This window comes from Tractidigestivibacter montrealensis (genome assembly GCF_024741235.1).
GTDB classification, from domain to species: Bacteria; Actinomycetota; Coriobacteriia; order Coriobacteriales; family Atopobiaceae; genus Tractidigestivibacter; species Tractidigestivibacter montrealensis.
The window spans coordinates 80,605-95,927 of record NZ_JANSKA010000001.1; the positions used below are offsets into that span (position 1 = coordinate 80,605).

General features: G+C 58.0%; 14 protein-coding genes and 1 pseudogene. 4 read left to right on the forward strand and 11 right to left on the reverse strand.

The genetic code is table 11. From position 1 onward, the window contains the following. Nucleotides 1-66 precede the first annotated feature (66 nt). Complete coding sequence (locus NVS32_RS00315) at nt 67-2,199, forward strand: oxidoreductase (RefSeq protein ID WP_258498224.1); 2,133 nt, start codon at nt 67-69, stop codon at nt 2,197-2,199. An 84-nt stretch (nt 2,200-2,283) separates the two neighbouring features. On the opposite strand, the gene NVS32_RS00320 is transcribed toward NVS32_RS00315, so the two are convergent. Continuing rightward, nucleotides 2,284-2,484 carry a hypothetical protein gene (locus NVS32_RS00320; protein WP_258498225.1) on the reverse strand — a complete coding sequence of 67 codons (201 nt, stop codon included), beginning with the start codon at nt 2,482-2,484 and terminating at the stop codon, nt 2,284-2,286. A gap of 267 nt (nt 2,485-2,751) precedes the next feature. On the opposite strand from NVS32_RS00320, the gene NVS32_RS00325 reads away from it, so the two are divergent. Continuing rightward, on the forward strand, nt 2,752-3,462 hold the full coding sequence (locus tag NVS32_RS00325; RefSeq protein WP_258498226.1) for an ORF6N domain-containing protein: 711 nt from the start codon (nt 2,752-2,754) through the stop codon (nt 3,460-3,462). Here NVS32_RS00325 and ilvD read toward each other — a convergent pair whose 3' ends face one another. From ilvD to NVS32_RS00365, 8 genes and pseudogenes are all read right to left on the reverse strand, one after another. Beyond that, the gene (ilvD, locus tag NVS32_RS00330; RefSeq protein ID WP_258498227.1) at nt 3,463-5,103 is read right to left on the reverse strand and encodes a dihydroxy-acid dehydratase; all 1,641 of its coding nucleotides are present in this window, start codon (nt 5,101-5,103) and stop codon (nt 3,463-3,465) included. Nucleotides 5,104-5,159: 56 nt separating this feature from the next. Beyond that, nucleotides 5,160-6,065 carry a phosphotriesterase family protein gene (locus NVS32_RS00335; protein ID WP_258498228.1) on the reverse strand — a complete coding sequence of 302 codons (906 nt, stop codon included), beginning with the start codon at nt 6,063-6,065 and terminating at the stop codon, nt 5,160-5,162. 6 nt (nt 6,066-6,071) lie between these two features. Further along, nucleotides 6,072-7,217 (reverse strand): galactonate dehydratase, encoded by a 1,146-nt coding sequence (gene dgoD / locus NVS32_RS00340; protein ID WP_258498230.1) that lies wholly within the window; start codon nt 7,215-7,217, stop codon nt 6,072-6,074. A gap of 81 nt (nt 7,218-7,298) precedes the next feature. Then, a pseudogene (locus NVS32_RS00345) lies at nt 7,299-8,567 on the reverse strand (PTS galactitol transporter subunit IIC). 30 nt (nt 8,568-8,597) lie between these two features. Next, complete coding sequence (locus NVS32_RS00350; RefSeq protein ID WP_032110247.1) at nt 8,598-8,897, reverse strand: PTS sugar transporter subunit IIB; 300 nt, start codon at nt 8,895-8,897, stop codon at nt 8,598-8,600. A 13-nt stretch (nt 8,898-8,910) separates the two neighbouring features. Continuing rightward, a complete protein-coding gene (locus NVS32_RS00355; protein WP_118100422.1) occupies nt 8,911-9,357 on the reverse strand; it encodes a PTS sugar transporter subunit IIA in 447 nt (148 codons plus the stop codon). Nucleotides 9,358-9,379: 22 nt separating this feature from the next. After that, the gene (locus tag NVS32_RS00360) at nt 9,380-10,009 is read right to left on the reverse strand and encodes a bifunctional 4-hydroxy-2-oxoglutarate aldolase/2-dehydro-3-deoxy-phosphogluconate aldolase (protein ID WP_118100421.1); all 630 of its coding nucleotides are present in this window, start codon (nt 10,007-10,009) and stop codon (nt 9,380-9,382) included. Between the two features lie 356 nt (nt 10,010-10,365). Then, nucleotides 10,366-11,376: a phosphoglycerate dehydrogenase gene (locus NVS32_RS00365; protein ID WP_258498232.1), complete on the reverse strand. Its 1,011-nt coding sequence runs from the start codon at nt 11,374-11,376 to the stop codon at nt 10,366-10,368. A gap of 602 nt (nt 11,377-11,978) precedes the next feature. Here NVS32_RS00365 and NVS32_RS00370 point away from each other — a divergent pair. Further along, a complete protein-coding gene (locus tag NVS32_RS00370) occupies nt 11,979-13,280 on the forward strand; it encodes a tyrosine-type recombinase/integrase (protein ID WP_258498234.1) in 1,302 nt (433 codons plus the stop codon). Between the two features lie 166 nt (nt 13,281-13,446). Then, the gene (locus NVS32_RS00375; RefSeq protein ID WP_258498236.1) at nt 13,447-14,136 is read left to right on the forward strand and encodes a hypothetical protein; all 690 of its coding nucleotides are present in this window, start codon (nt 13,447-13,449) and stop codon (nt 14,134-14,136) included. A 26-nt stretch (nt 14,137-14,162) separates the two neighbouring features. Here the strand turns inward: NVS32_RS00375 and NVS32_RS00380 are convergent, their stop codons facing one another. Both NVS32_RS00380 and NVS32_RS00385 read right to left on the reverse strand, forming a co-directional pair. Next, the gene (locus NVS32_RS00380) at nt 14,163-14,645 is read right to left on the reverse strand and encodes a HEPN domain-containing protein (protein ID WP_258498237.1); all 483 of its coding nucleotides are present in this window, start codon (nt 14,643-14,645) and stop codon (nt 14,163-14,165) included. Continuing rightward, on the reverse strand, nt 14,630-15,004 hold the full coding sequence (locus NVS32_RS00385) for a nucleotidyltransferase family protein (protein WP_258498239.1): 375 nt from the start codon (nt 15,002-15,004) through the stop codon (nt 14,630-14,632). The genes NVS32_RS00380 and NVS32_RS00385 overlap by 16 nt, the downstream gene beginning before the upstream one ends. Between the last annotated feature and the right edge of the window lie 319 nt (nt 15,005-15,323).

Here is a 15,323-nt window from a genome sequence, read left to right on the forward strand (position 1 = left end):
AGGCCAGCAAAGCGTTTCGCAGCAGAGCGAGAAGGCAAGCCCGCAGAGAAGAGGAGAACCCCCCTCATGGCATTTCCAGGCAAAAGCAGCAGGGAGACAGCACCCAGCACGGTAGTCCGTTCCGTCGACGAGGCACGAGCTCAGTATGCGAACAGGCCGGGTGCAAAGAAGTATCCCCATGTATTCAATCCCATCGAGATTCGTGGCAGGGTCTATCGCAACCGACTGATTGCGGCGCCAACCATGTTCTTCCATGCGGCGTACTTCATCCCCGAGATACGCGAGAACATCTACCGCATGGTCGAAGTCCGTGCCAAGGGCGGCTTTGGCTGCGTTGCGACAGGCGAGCTTCCTCTCAACTTCGAGGAAGGACGCGGAGCGTTCATGGACCGCGCAATCGACGTGAGGCACTTCTACGGCAGTGACTTCGACTCCGCAAAGGAGTATGCAGATCGCATACACGCAGGTGGTGCCCTCGCATACCTCGAGGTGTCCCACGAGGGCCTCGAAGCGGATGATGCTGCGGAGCCTTGGGGACCGGACGACTTCGTGCGCGAGGATGGGCGACACGTCTTTGGGATGGACCGCCAGATGATGGAGAAGGTCTGCCGCGACTTCTTCCAGGTGGGGCGCTTTGCGGCGGCAGCGGGATTCGACGGGGTGCTTCTGCACGGAGGCCACGGCTTTCTCATCCAGCAGTTTGTCTCGCCGCTCTTCAACCACCGCACCGACGAATTTGGCGGATCCATCGAGAACCGCTCTCGCTTCCCCAAGATGGCCCTTCGCGCACTGCGCGCAGGCATGGGCGAGGACATGGTGCTCGAGCTGCGCATGAGTGCGGAAGATGGCGAGAAGGGCGGCATGACCCTCGAAGACTCCTGCGGCTTTGCCGAGCAGATCGACGGTCTGGTAGACATCTTCCATGTGTCGAACGGCATCAAGAAGTTGGGCAACCGCGGGGACACATTCAGCGACATCTTCGATCCGCACGGCGTGAACCTGGAGCGCGCGGCAGCCATCAAGGCGCACCTGCACAAGAGTCTGGTTGCGGTGGTCGGAGGCTTCAACAGTGTGGCCCAGGCAGAGGATGCCATTGCGGAAGGCAAGGCCGACTTTGTGGAGTGTGCACGCCAGTGCTTTGCCGACCCCGACTTCATCGAGAAGACCCTCGATGGCAGAGAAAACATGGTCCATCGCTGCGTGCGCTGCTTCCACTGCTATCCGGGATTCTGCGAGCACCCAACCGACATCCCGCTGTGGTACCAACTTCCCCCCGAAGAGTTCATGAAGATCTACAGTCCCGCGGTGATGGGTGACTGCTCGATCAACCCCAACTCTGGGCTGGGATACTACCCGGACCGCCTGCCCAAGCCCCAGGCAAGAAGGAACGTGCTCGTGGTGGGCGGCGGCGTGGGCGGCATGCAGGCGGCTATCACGGCAGCAAGGCGCGGTCACAAGGTGACGCTGGCCGAGAAGGGGGAAAGACTGGGGGGAGTCCTTCTTTTTGCGGAGCACGACCACGACAAGCGGGAATGGATGGACTTCGAGCGCGTCCTCGAGCGCGAGCTTGCCGAATCAGGCACAACTGTTGAGCTACATACCCGCGTGGACGAGAACTACCTGCGCGCCAAGAGCCCTGACTATGTGATTCTGGCAGTTGGCGCACACAACCGGACCTGCCCTCTCCCTGGAGCCGAGCGGGCGATGGACGCGGCAGACACCTTCTTCCACATGGACCAAATCGGTCACTCTGTGGTGATTGCCGGCGGTGGGCTCACGGCTTGTGAGACGGCGCTCAACCTTGCAGCAGCAGGACACGAGGTAACCATTGTGGCGCGCAAGCCTCGTCTTACCCCCTCGACCTTTGGCTACTATCGCAACGCCCTTCTGGACGAGATGGATCGTCGGGGGATCAAGCAGTTCCTCTCAACATGCCCCCTTGCGTTCACGGATGAGGGTCTGGTCTGCGAAAAGGCGACGGACGAGAAGGGAACGCCAGGAGGTGAAAGGCTGGTGGTCTCTGCGGATACGTACGTTTACTCCTTTGGCATGGACCCCAACTCTGATGAGGTCGAGCGGCTCACAAGGGCCGCGGAGGCCGTTGGGGCAAAGGTGACCAACGTGGGCAACTCGAAAGCGGCGGGCATTGTTCGAGACGCAGTCCACGGCGGCGACCAGGCGGCGATGTCGATTCTTTAGACCGCGCGGGATTGAGTTGCCGGGCAATGGGATTCCGTTGCCCGGCAAACAGACTGCATCGGTTGCATGAGCGCGCAATACGGCCTACGTATCCAGCAGGCCGTATTGCGCGTACTTGTCGAGCATCATCTTGTAGAGCATGCGGTTGGAGAAGTACTGGCGGTACGTGACCGTCCTCACCTTGCCCTCCGCCTTGAGCCTGTCCATCTCGGCCTGCTCGAACGCCGCCTGTTTCCGAACGTCCGCGAGCATCTCTTCGAACGCAGCTAGCCTGTCCATTGCCATCACACCTCCAGTAGACGGCTCGCTTCAGGTTACCAGGGTGGACGTCAGTGATACGCCACGCTATCACGACGGCTCCCAGCGAAATAATAGTCGCCGATGGCACCCTCGGAACGACGCCCCAAGCGAGTTTCAACGTTTAAAAGCACGCACGAAAATGATGCCGATCCGTAGCCTTCTGGAAAGACGCCGCCGAGAAGTGCACGAGGTTGTATTGGCGTGCGCTGTTTTTTCGCGAGATTTCGTTTCCTAGCAACTGAGTTGATGAGCATGATCTACACCGTTCGCGGCGAGCAGGCCATGCTCGACAGCGACCTCGCGAAGCTTTACGGTCTGGAGACCAGAGCGCTCAATCAAGCCGTCACGAGGAACCCCGACCGCTTCCCGGAGCTCTTCTGCTTCAGACTCACGAAAAATGAGATGGTGATCCGCGGGCATGTCCGTCACGATATGGACGCACCCAAAGACCGAACTCACTGGACGCGACGTAGAAGCTCAACGGGATTGAGTTGCCCGACAATTGAGTTAGATGCAGAAAATGCTACTGGGGGATTTGAGGAATCCAATCTGCCGAAGTTCCCAACTATGCCGAGAAAAGCTGTAATCACATTAGCAGTGAAGAAGACTAAGCTGAACGAGCACGGCTTCCCCATCGACGACGGGAGGCCCTACTCCCGGAGCAACAGGCGCAAGCGGGTACGCAGGCACTATCCAGGGCTCCGCTTCCACGAGCTGCAGCGCACGAGCATCTCGCTAATGATCGCAAACTGCGTGGACTTCCGCACCGCCAGCGAGCGCGCCAGCTACAGCAAGGTCTCCGCCACGATCCACGATGGACATCCACAGCGATGCCTTCTCCGAAAACGACAGAACATTCGCGGACGTGGTTGGAAAGTTTCTAAACTAAATAACAAGGTACCGCACGGCGTCGAGAGCCGAACGGTACCTCAAAGGAGTTTCCCACCGCAAGAATTGCAATAGTTAGCTCAACACAGCACCGGTCTTCGCAGAAGCCACCTGCTTCGAGTAACGTTCGAGCAGATGTCCTCCGTTCTCGTGAATAACCGGCTCCCACGATGCGCGACGCGCACTCAGCTCCTCGTCTGAGACGTTCAGCTCGATGAGGTTCTTGTTGAGGTCAACATGAATCTCGTCGCCATCCCTCACGAGGGCGATTGCCCCTCCCTCGAACGCCTCGGGGCAGAGATATCCTACCGAAAGGCCGCCAGAAGCACCTGAGAAGCGGCCATCCGTAATAACTGCCGAATTGGGAATGCCCTTCATAATCTCGGTGACGCGGTGCAGTTCCTTCATTCCGGGTCCCCCCTTGGGACCCTCGTAGCGCACGACAACACCGGTGCCAGGCTTGATGGCATGCGCATTGTATGCAGCAAACGCTTCCTCCTCGGATTCGAAAACCTGGGCCTTGCCTGTCCAAACATGCTGCTCGGCCGGCACAGCGCTGGTTTTCACGAGTGCACCTTCGGGAGCAAGGTTTCCATAGAGCACCTGTATTCCATTGCAGACCGAATCTGGGTCATCCTGCGTCCGGATGATGGAGCGGTCAACCGGAACGTCCCTGTCAAGGTTCTCGCCTAGCGTTCTGCCAGTAACGGTCATTGCCGAGGTGTCGAGGTCCCCCTCAATGGTCTTGAGCACAGCGGGGACGCCACCAGCCTTGTAGAGGTTGATGCAGCTGATGTCACCATTGGGGACGACGTTGCACACGACGGGAGTGTGGCTGGTGATGTCGGCAACCCTATCCCAGGTAACCTCCAGTCCAAGCTCATGCGCGAGGGCCGGGAGATGCACCATCGCGTTGAGGGACCCGCCGATAGAGGCAAGGAGCTTTACTGCATTGTCAAGGGCCCCTTGGGTCATGATGTCGGAAGGGCAAATCCCCTTGCGAACAAGCTCGACGACACGCGCACCGGTCTGCCTGGCGCTGAACCTACGCTGGCTTGTCGAACTCGGCCAGAGGGCGCCGTACGGAAGCATCATGCCGAGCGCTTCCGAGAGGCACCCCATGGTGTTTGCGGTGCCCAAGAACGGGCAGATGCCGGGCCCTGTGTAGTACTTGAGCGTCCCCTCAATAACGTCGCGCTCCGAAGCCTCGCCACGCAGGAACGCCGCACGGAGAGCCTTGGATTGCGAGGGCTTTATCTCGTCATAGCAGGGTCCTGCGGTAACGATGGCGGAGGGGAGGTTGATGCGCGCTGCGGCGTTGAGCATGCCTGGGATGATCTTGTCGCATGATCCCATGTAGACGGCTCCGTCAAAAACCCCCTCTCCCACAATCATGGCCTCGCAGGAGTCGGTGATGAGGTCGCGGTGCGGCAAGCAGTAGCGCATACCAGGATGCCCTTGGGCGACACCATCACACATGCCGATAGTGTTGAACTCTATTGGTTCCCCACCAGCCTCGAGCACGCCCTTCTTAACCTCGGCAGCAAGCTGCCGGAGTGGCTCGTGGCCAGGACAGACCTCATTCCAGCTGTTTGCGATCGCAATGAGCGGTTTATCGGGGTCCTCCAGCGAGTCAATCGAAATGCCCGCCGACGCGAGGTGTGCCTTTGATATGGCCCTCTGAAATGGTTCGAGCTGATCAATCTTGCGTTGCATTATAGTTTCCCTTTCCTGTAAGACAATGAGAGCGAGGAAGTGCTTTTTCGGAGGGATTACGACCAATCTAGGACGTGCATGGGGTTTTCCACGAGCATCCGCCAGTAGTCGCGTTCTTCAATCTCCTTGAGGAGTTGCTCTTTGAGGCCGGTGAGGATGTAGTCAAGGCCGGGCATACCACCATATGACTTGAAGTAGTTCTTTTTGCCCATGTCTCCCGCTAGGCAAACTTGGCCACCGAAGCCAGAGCAAACAAAGTCCTTCAATAGCGACACTCGAACGGAGTCATGTCCCACAAAATCCCTACCAACATGATCGAAGGAAAGGAACGCTCCTCTCTTCATTAAGGATTTCATGTAGGCGGGGTCAAGGGTTAGGTCCGTGTGTGAGAGGCACACGTGTGCCAAGTTCATGCCCCCAGCCTCGAGCAGGTCGAGTTGCTCCATGCCCATCGTGCCCTTGTCGCAGTGTGTAATAACAGGGAGATGATGCTCAGATGCAACCTGGGCGACAATTTTAATCGCCCGTCTCTCCCGCTCCGTGACCTTTCCCAAGGATGTGCCAATCTTGACAGCCGCCGGCTTGACCTTCGAAAAGCCTATTCCATCTTCAATCTCGCGTGTCAGCTCGTGAGCAATCTCTTCGTCAGACAGACTGTCAAACCAGCGCGGAAGCCAAAGGTCCTTGTGAAATCCCGTGACACAGAGCACATTGATGCCAGCTTGCTTGGATATCAAGCGGAGGGCCTCGGGATTTCGACCGTATGCAAGCGGCGTCATGTCCACGATGGTACAGCCGCCCGCCGCCTTGAACAGCTCGGCCTCCTCGATACTTTTCGAGGGCACGTCGAGAGTGTAGTCATAGTAGCGTTCGAGCTCGTCGGGAGAGACGTAGAGGTGTTCGTGAATGTAGGTTGTCCCAAGATCTTGTGGGTCAATCTCTCCGAGGACGGTGTTAATCATGGCTACCTACCATTCCGCTATGGTTCCGTCATAGTTCTTCCAGCTGGGATTTCTCCAGACAAGGCCCTCGGCAGAAACCGCCTTAACTTTCTCCTCGTCGATTTCCAGTCCCAGCCCAGGCCCGCTGGGAACATCAACGTATCCGTCCGAATACTGAAAGACCTCTTTGTTCTTAACGAAGTCGAGAAGATCGAAGCCCTGATTGTAATGGATGCCTAGGCTCTGCTCCTGAATGAACACGTTGGGTGAGCACGCATCGACCTGAAGGGTTGCAGCAAGAGCGATGGGCCCATAGGGAGCGTGAGGTGCAGCAGCCATATCGAACGCCTCGGCCATCGCGATAATCTTACGCATCTCGAGGATGCCCCCGCAGAGCGACACGTCTGGCTGGATGATATCAACTGCCCCCTGCACAAACAGGCGCTTGAACTCCCAGCGCGAATACAGGCGCTCTCCCGTGGCGATAGGGATGGGTACCTCCCGGGAGATGTCATCAAACGATTCCCAGTTCTCCGGAAGAACAGGCTCCTCAATGAACATGGGGTGATACGGGGCAAGGGCATACGCGAGAACCTTTGCCATTGGCTTGTGGACGCGACCATGGAAGTCGATACCGATTTCGATTTCGTTCCCGCAAGCACTCCGGATTGACTCTACCCTGTCGACAACCTGCTGAACCTTGTCGTAGGTATCAACGTAATGAAGCTCTTCCGTTGCGTTCATCTTCACGGCGCGGAAACCCTTCGCCAGCCTATCCGCGGCGCCATTCGCGACATCAGACGGCCGATCCCCGCCAATCCAGGAATATACCCGCACGCGGTCGCGCGCCTTCCCTCCCAGAAGCTGCCAAACTGGGACGCCGAGAGCCTTACCCTTGATGTCCCAAAGTGCCATCTCGAGTCCAGAAACAATGGTCCCGTTAATCGGGCCACCACGAAAGAAGGATCTGTGCAGCTCTTGCCAAATCCTCTCAATCTCGAAGGGATCGCGACCGACGATTCGCTGGGAAAGCTCCCTTGCTCCCTCGACGACTGTTCGCGTTTTGGTCCCTGAGACCATTTCTCCCCACCCGCTGACACCCTCGTCAGTCTCGACCTTGCAGAAAATCCATCTTGGTTTTACCTCGTAAATCTGAACTCCGGTGATCTTCATTGCCATCCTCGCTATTCGTTGGAAAGAGAGGGGCAGAGCGTGATGCTCCGCCCCTCATGCGGGTACTGCGTGTATAGGGAACTAGGCAAGGAAGCCTGCGAGCCACTGCAGGCAGAAGCCGATAAGGTGCTCGCCAGCGTCCTCGGTGGAGATGAACTGCATGCCATCGGGGAGTACGAAGCCGCCGGCGATCGCGAGCTGGGTATGAACCGGCGCAAGGGCGGTAGCAATCCACAGCACGATGCAGGTAATAATGGTCGTGGAGAGAATACCACGGAAGATGTTGCCCTTACCAAACGCAACAGGCCACGCAGCGAGCCACATCGCCTGGTAAGCAATATCGGCGATGGGGAGAAGCTTGTTGCCGGGCAAGACTGCAGCAAGCAGGAGCGTGATAGGAACCATGATGATTCCAACCGTGATGGCGGACTCATTGGCGACGGTCAGGGCAGCGTCGATACCCATTACGAAGTCGGTACCGGGGAAGCGCTTCTGGAGAATCTCCTTCACGGCGTTTGCGAAAGGAAGGAGACCTTCCATGAGAATCTGCATCATCTTGGGGGTGAGGACCATCGTTGCGGAGGTGCTCATGGCAACGATAAGGACCTTGTCAATCGAGTCGCCTGCCAGAAGGCCGATTGCCGCGCCGATGATGAAGCCCATGAACATGGGTTCACCGACGAAGCCGAACTTCTCCTGAACTCCCTTGGGGTTGATGTCGATCTTGTTAATGCCGGGGATGACATCCCAAAGCTTGTTCAGCGCGTATGCAACCGGAGCCCAGATTGCGGAGTTAGAGGTCGGGAAGTTGACACCCTCGAGCTCGAAGTAATCTTCGACGACAGGAGTGGTCCAGTCCGCAATCTTGATTGTGATGATGAAGTCAACAGCAGAGGCGATGATGGAAATCCAGGGATTGCCATTGGTGGCATACCAAACCAGAGCGCCTGTGAAAATGAAGTGGTTATAAGACCAGAAGTCGACCATGACCGTCTTGGTCGTCTTGGTAATCAACATGAGGGCGTTCACGCCGAGAACGACGAAGACAACAATTGCGGCAAGGGGGAACGCTCAGGTCGCAGCGGCCCTAGCGGGCCATCCCACATCCATGATGGAGGTCTGGATTCCCCAGTTCGCAACCATGTTGGTTACGGAATCGGCGACCTGGGCAACAAACCAGTTGATCACCATGTTGACGCCCGCGAAGCCAATACCCACCAGCAAGGCAGACTTTAGTAAAACATTGATTTTCACACGGAAGATGAGGCCGAGAATCAAGATGATGATTGGCATCATGACCATAGGACCCATCGAAGCGATGGTTTGGAGACCAGTTACCACAAAGTCCATTGCGTCTACCTCCTAGGTTGCAGTTTTCGCTTACGCCTTAAGCTGAGCCTCTATTTCGGCCTTTGCCTTATCCTCGCCAACTCCCGTGACGAAGGCAGTCCCCTTAATTACGGGCGCATCTCCCGTCTCCACACCCTTGAGTTTGCCCGTAGGAACAATGAAATCCACGTGATTCGAAGCGAGGTTGCCCTGAACCTCGGAGAACTTGCACTGAATAATGCGAGGCTCAGGCGCACCACAAGCAGCGGCAATTTCCTTCACCTTGGCAACCGCCATAGTCGACGTAATCATCGATGAGGCGCAGCACACGATAACCGTCTTTTTCTCCATGCTTTTACCCTTCCTAATTGAATAGCTCTATTACCTGTTGCGCGGAATCGGCGTCAGCGATTTGTGCAACGAGTTCCTGGTTTTGCAAGACACCCATAATTTTCTGAAGGGCTTCAAGCTGGTGCTCGGGCTTATCGAACACGGAAAGAACAACCACGCTTACCGGAATCGACTCATCAGAGTCCTCCATGTTGTGCCACTCGACTGGCTTCTTTAACGTAGCGACCAGCAACTGAGTGGTATTTGCGTACTGGTAGTCGGTATGGGGAATCGCAACGTTGATGTCCCCAAGCGCAAGCCCCGTCGGATACTCCCTCTCCCGATCAATCAGGTGCTCCTCATAGGATTGCTTGACCTTGCCCTCGCCAAAGAGGTGGGTTGATACCAGGTGAAGAACTTCCTGGCAGCTCTCTGCGTCAATGTTGAGGAGAATGTCCTCTGGAAAAAGATTGAGTACCATCGGAACTTAGCCTCCCTACCCGTTACCAACGGACCTTCTGCTCGAACGCCTCAATGTCGGCCTTAAGCGCACCCTCATCCATCTCGATGATGTGCTTGGGATCGAAGATGCCGGACCCGATGCCGGCATATGAGGCACCTTCGTCGAAGAACTCCTGGCAGTTGTCACCATTCACGCCGCCAACAACCATGATTGGCATGGGATTAAGAGGGGCCTGAATGTCCTTGATGTACTTTGGGCCAAGCGTGCCTGCGGGGAAGACCTTCACGATGTCCGCTCCCATCTCGAACATATTCCAGACCTCAGAAGGCGAAAAGGCCGAGGGAACGGTTAGAAGGCCATTTGCCTTGCAGATGCTAAAGATCTCCTCGGTAAAGCAGATTGGGGAGAGCGCGAAGCGAGCCCCCGCCTCGACGGCCGCGTAAGCACGCGCAGCAGAAATGACGGTTCCCGCGCCGACGAGAACGTCATCGCCAAACTCATTTGCGACTTTCTCGATGGTCTGGGCCGCACCGGGCGTGTTCATCGCAACCTCAACGGCGCCCAGCTTGGTTCCGACCATGCTCTTCACAACGCATCGAACTTGTTCGTAGTTGTATCCGCGAAGAATGACCGTCACCTTGGGAAACTTTGTAAGACTGAGGTCTATCACGTCTTCCCTCCTGCTTTCGATATTTGTGATGCAAGCTAGGAATGTATTTATCTTGCTTGTTGCTCATATTTGAACACAGTTTCATCACATTAACAAGCAGTGTTTTAGAGAAGGCATTATTTGTATTTAATTGCAGGTATTTGTGACATTTTAACTGCGTGTTTGAAATTTAATACGTATATTTTTCTTTATGAACGATTGTTACTACATAGTTTCTACATATAATTTTGCTCACCAGACACACGTATGTCTGCGAGTAATTGTATAAATCTACTATGAAGGTGAATAACCTGATTCTTCGGAGTGGAGGCCCTCCGGCGCTTGTGCATTGCTCCCCAAGAGCATGGCACCATGCCCTACTCGCTATCTGCCGACTGTCCCATCACCATCATCGATTCGTAGAGGTGCTGGGGGGTTATGGGATCCGGTGGTTCGACGCCAGACTTAACAGCAAGGATGTTGTCCACGACGATATTGCCCATCCGGCGGCTGCTCTCGTAGGTATTGCCCGCCACGTGCGGGGTAACGAGCACGTTGTCGTAGTCGTAGTAGGGCTGGTGCTCTGGCGGCTCCTTGGAGAAGACGTCTATTGCAAAACCCGCGAGCCTCCCAGATTGGAGCGCACTATCAAGCGCGCCATGGCGCACGATCCCCGCGCGGGCGGTATTGATGAGAATGGCACCCGGTTTCACAAGCCTAAGCTCGCGTGCACCAATGAGGTTCTTCGTCGACTCGTCCAGCGGAAGGTGAATCGTAATGATGTCAGACCTTCTCAGCAAATCATTCAGTGTGGTGTAGACAACGCCATAAACCGTGGCCTCGTTGCGCTGCACAATGTCGTAGCCCAGGATGTCCATGCCGAATCCCATGGTCCTGCGGGCGACAGCACATCCAATCTGCCCGACGCCGATGATGCCGATGGTCTTGCCGTATAAGCTCGTGCCCGTCAGCTTGGTCCAGCCGCCCGATCGCGTGTCTATGACCATCTGCGAGATGTGCCGTTCCAGGTCGAGGATGAGCCCAAACGTGAAGTCCGCAGTTTCCTCGCGGTTCGATGCGGGGGCATACGTGACCTCGATGCCCAGGTCGCGGGCCTCAGCCACGTCCACACCGTCAAAGCCGACACCGTAGCGTGCGATAATCTTTAGCTTTTTGAGCCGCCGGATGACGCTAGCGGGCAGGTCGTCATTGCCGAGGATGATGGCGTTGGCATCTCCCGCAAAGTCCAGCATCTCCGCCTTTGTCAGCGGACGCCCATAGGGATTGAGTCGAACCTCGCAGCCGGCAGCCTTGAGACGCTCGATGGGTTCGTCCGAACCGCGCCCAAAGGTCACAGCAGTAGAGCAAACAACCCAATTGGAACCCATGTCATTCTCCGCAGGATGTTGGTGTGGCGGCGTGAGGTCAAGTCACTGCCCGGTTACCCCTCATATCATAATGAAGAAATCCAAGAGGGAGACATTCCCGCTGTCATGGACGGAAGCCTTCACAGAAACTTTTTCAGCTGCCGAAGAACTGCCCTCAAGACAGGCGGGATTAAGTTGCCAGGTAACGGAATCCCGTTTCCCGGCAATGGGATTCCGTTACCAGGGAAGAAAATCCCGCATGAAAAAGGCCAGAGGACACGTCCTCTGGCCTGCAAGTTTATGGTCGCGGGGGCAGGATTTGAACCTGCGACCTTCGGGTTATGAGCACCTGCGTATCCATTCTCAGCAATTATCAGCATGTTACTGAAGACTCACGTTTGTGCAGTTGTTTGTATATATTTGGTCTCAGAAGTTATCAAACGCATATATGCGTCTCGGGGGCTTTGATAAAATTCCTCCCAAATTCCTCCCAGTGCACTGTCTCATGAGTTTCAATTTTCTTAACACCCTGTCCGCAAGCGCTACGCTGGGCCCGCCCCACCGAGCGAGCAACGCCTGGCGGGGCGGGCCCAGCGTAGTGCTTGCGTGGAGGTATTTAGAAAATGGCACACACGTTCGGAATTCCCATTGGCAACGGAACCATAGAGAAGCGCGGCAAGAACCGATGGCGCGTGCGCTTCAACATTGGGATGGACCCCAAGACCGGCAAGTATGTGTACTCGCCCGCACGCACCGTGCAAGGCTCGAAGACGGATGCGAGGAGGGCAGCGGACGAGTACAAAGCCGAACTAATCCGGATGGCCACGGAGGACTCGTCTGACCTCACGCTCGCCGAGTACGTCGACTCGTGGCAGGAGGCGCGCATCGCATCCCCGGACGTCAAGCCCGCCACCTGCAAGAGAGACGAGCCGGTCCTCGCGAGAATCAAGCGCTACCTCGGGAAGAGAACCCTGGAGTCGCTTACCGTCAAAGACATCAAGTCCACGTACGTGAGGGCGACTACCAGGGACGGCCTCAGCGCGAGCCAGCTGCATATGTTGCACCAGAAACTGAAGCAGGTCCTCGACGACGCCGTGGCGGAGGGGCTGATCCAGTCGAACCCCGCCGCGAACAAGTCACTAAGGGCACCCCGCCCGGAATGCACCTCGAGGAGAAGTCTCTCGGCGACCGAGTCCCGCCGGCTCGTCCTCTGCCCACACGACACCTGCGAGGAGAGCCGCTTCATGGCCATAGTCATCGCCCTCGCGACGGGGGCCAGGAGAGGCGAGGTGCTCGGGCTCCAGTGGAAGCACCTCCATCTCTCGGAGACCCCAGGCACCTCCTACATCATCATCGAGCAGCAGCTCGTCAAGAAGTCCAGGGGCTACGAGAGACCAAAGACGAGGCGCTCCGCGAGGCGCCTGGGCATCGACGACGAGACCGCGGCCCGACTCCTCTCCTGGAGGGACGAGCAGGCGCGGTTCCTCGCGGCGCTCGGGATCGAACAGACCCCCGAGACGCCCGTCATCATCGACTCTGACGGAGAGACGCAGGACCCCGACAACTACTACACGTGGTTCACGCGGTTCTGCGAGAAGCACGGCTTTGGCATGTTCGTCGACGACGAGGGGAATCGCGTCGCGCCGCCAAGGCTGAACGAGCATGGCTTCCCCGTCGACGACGACGGGAGGCCCTACTCCCGCAGCAACAGACGTAAGCGGGTACGCAGGCACTACGTCGGGCTCCGTTTCCACGAGCTGCGCCACACGAACATCTCGCTCATGATCGCAAACGGCGTGGACTTCCGCACCGCCAGCGAGCGTGCCGGACACAGCAAGGTCTCCACCACGATGGACATCTACAGTCACGCCTTCCCCGAGAATGACAGGGCCGCCGCGGACGTGATCGGCAAGCTTCTGGGGTAGCGTCGCGGAGCGGCATCCGACATGAAGCCCCCATCAACGTTCTCATTTTTGAATTCTATTCAAAACGAGTTTCCTGGGACCACGTGGCCTTCCGCGGCCCCTTGTCGCAGAATCGCTTCGTTCAGTCAAAACGCCAGTTAAACCTAGCGATTCAGGGAGGCTCATTATGGTGACTGAGACAGGAGACGGCCGCGACAATGCGTATTCGCAAGGCGTACCACGTGGGACGCATCGGCCCATACCAGTACCCATCGAAGAGATCCACGCGGCAAACACGATTACGCAGGAGGAACTCGCCAAGCAGCAGGCCAGCGAGAGGCATACGTCCAAACGGGCCATGCTCCCCAGATTCAGATGCCTTGCGGAGAAATACATGGGACCTCTGCCCCCGCAGGTCGAGGAGTGGCTCGAGCTCACTCAAGAGACTCGCCCATGGCTGGTCGTCTGCGAGCCCGATGCTAATGCAGCCGACGCGATTGCCGGACGCATCCTGCTCGATCGCCGACTCGATTGCTATCGCGAAGGCGCCCTACTACAGCTGGCTGAATTTGCAGAAAGGTGCAACGGGGGCTCAATGTACGGCCGAGACAGCATCGGCAATATCATTGCCGATGAGGCTGGTCACCAGCTGCTGGTCATTGTCGGAATCGGAGCCAACAACTTGCCCTCCTCCGCCCTCCTAGCATACGAACTTTCAAGACTCCTCGAGAGACGACTTGACCGGCTTCTGCCAACCGTTCTCGTCGAGCTCTCTCCAGGCCGCGTATGGCTCGACGGGCTCCGCAATGCTGGAGCACCCCCTTCCGACGTCTCGCGCTTGAAAGACATTATTATCCGGGGCGGCATGAGCCTCTAGTCTCAACCGCACCCCCGCGCCGTCCATCAATCCCGTCCCTGCGAAGGGATTTCGGTCGCCTCGCCTCCGGAAGGCGGGATGTCGAAATAGCGAATCGGGTCGTCCCAGGCCGGCACCTCGAACCCCGCCCGGCTGAGGCTCCCCGCCACCGCCTCGTAGGACCTCACCGCCCTCGACGCGTCCTCCTGCATGAACGGGGCCCCGGGGTATCTCGTGCTCGCCTCGTAGGACGAGAGCTGGCCTGCCACGGCGGCGACCGAGGGGTCCGGCTCGACCCCCGACGCAAGGTAGAGGTGGTCCAAGAGCAGCAGGAGCCCGTGTGCCCCCTCCGGCGCCTCGCCCAGGGAGGTCAGCTGCGCTTTCACGTACCCCTCCATCGCCTGCAGGGCGAGGTAGCAGGCAGTTCTGGGGTGCCGCTCGCTGACCAGTGCGCTCCTCGCGAGGCTCCTGTCATCGTCCGCCCTGGCCATCCAGGCCCTGTACTCGAGGCCCTTCACCTGCTGGAACATAGGCTCACGCCCTCCCTCATGACCCTGTCGCGGAACCCCTGGTCCCAGACGCCCGCGCCGTCGTCGCCGAGCGGGAAGGCGACGACGTCGCACTCCATCCTCGCCCGCCCCAGGAACGGGTGGACGGCTGCCCTGACGTTGCCCGAGACCACTCTCGAGTCTCCCGGCGCGCCATCGTACAGCACGCATATGTCGATGTCCGAGCCAGCCCGGGCCTCGCCCCTCGCGTACGAGCCGAACACCAGCACGTCACGGACCCCAGCGCACGAGCAGGCCCCCTCCCGAATGCCCTCGACGAGCCACCCCGGGAGCTGGTCGATCCCCCTGGTCCTCCATGGGTCCCTGCATCTTCCGGCCACCGCGCGCCCCCTTCTGCCATCCCCACTCTAGCGCTGCACGACCCATTTTGATGCAGCGAGCTTCCTCACAACCGCGACGCCCTGATAAGAAGGGCGGGTGCCCTGCTGGTGTCGCGAGAGGGTGCGAGGCGGCATTCGATGCCAGCAGCCATAGCCGCCGCTGCCGAGAGAGAACCTCTCGGCAGCGGCGGTCCCTTTGGGATCCCCGAAATAGGCGGACCCACTGAGAGGCCTTCGCTCTGAAGGCAAGAACGTTGCGGGGCCGGACGACGCCACCCTCTCAGGTTTGGCGCCGCGTTCTATGAAGATGGTCGGATGC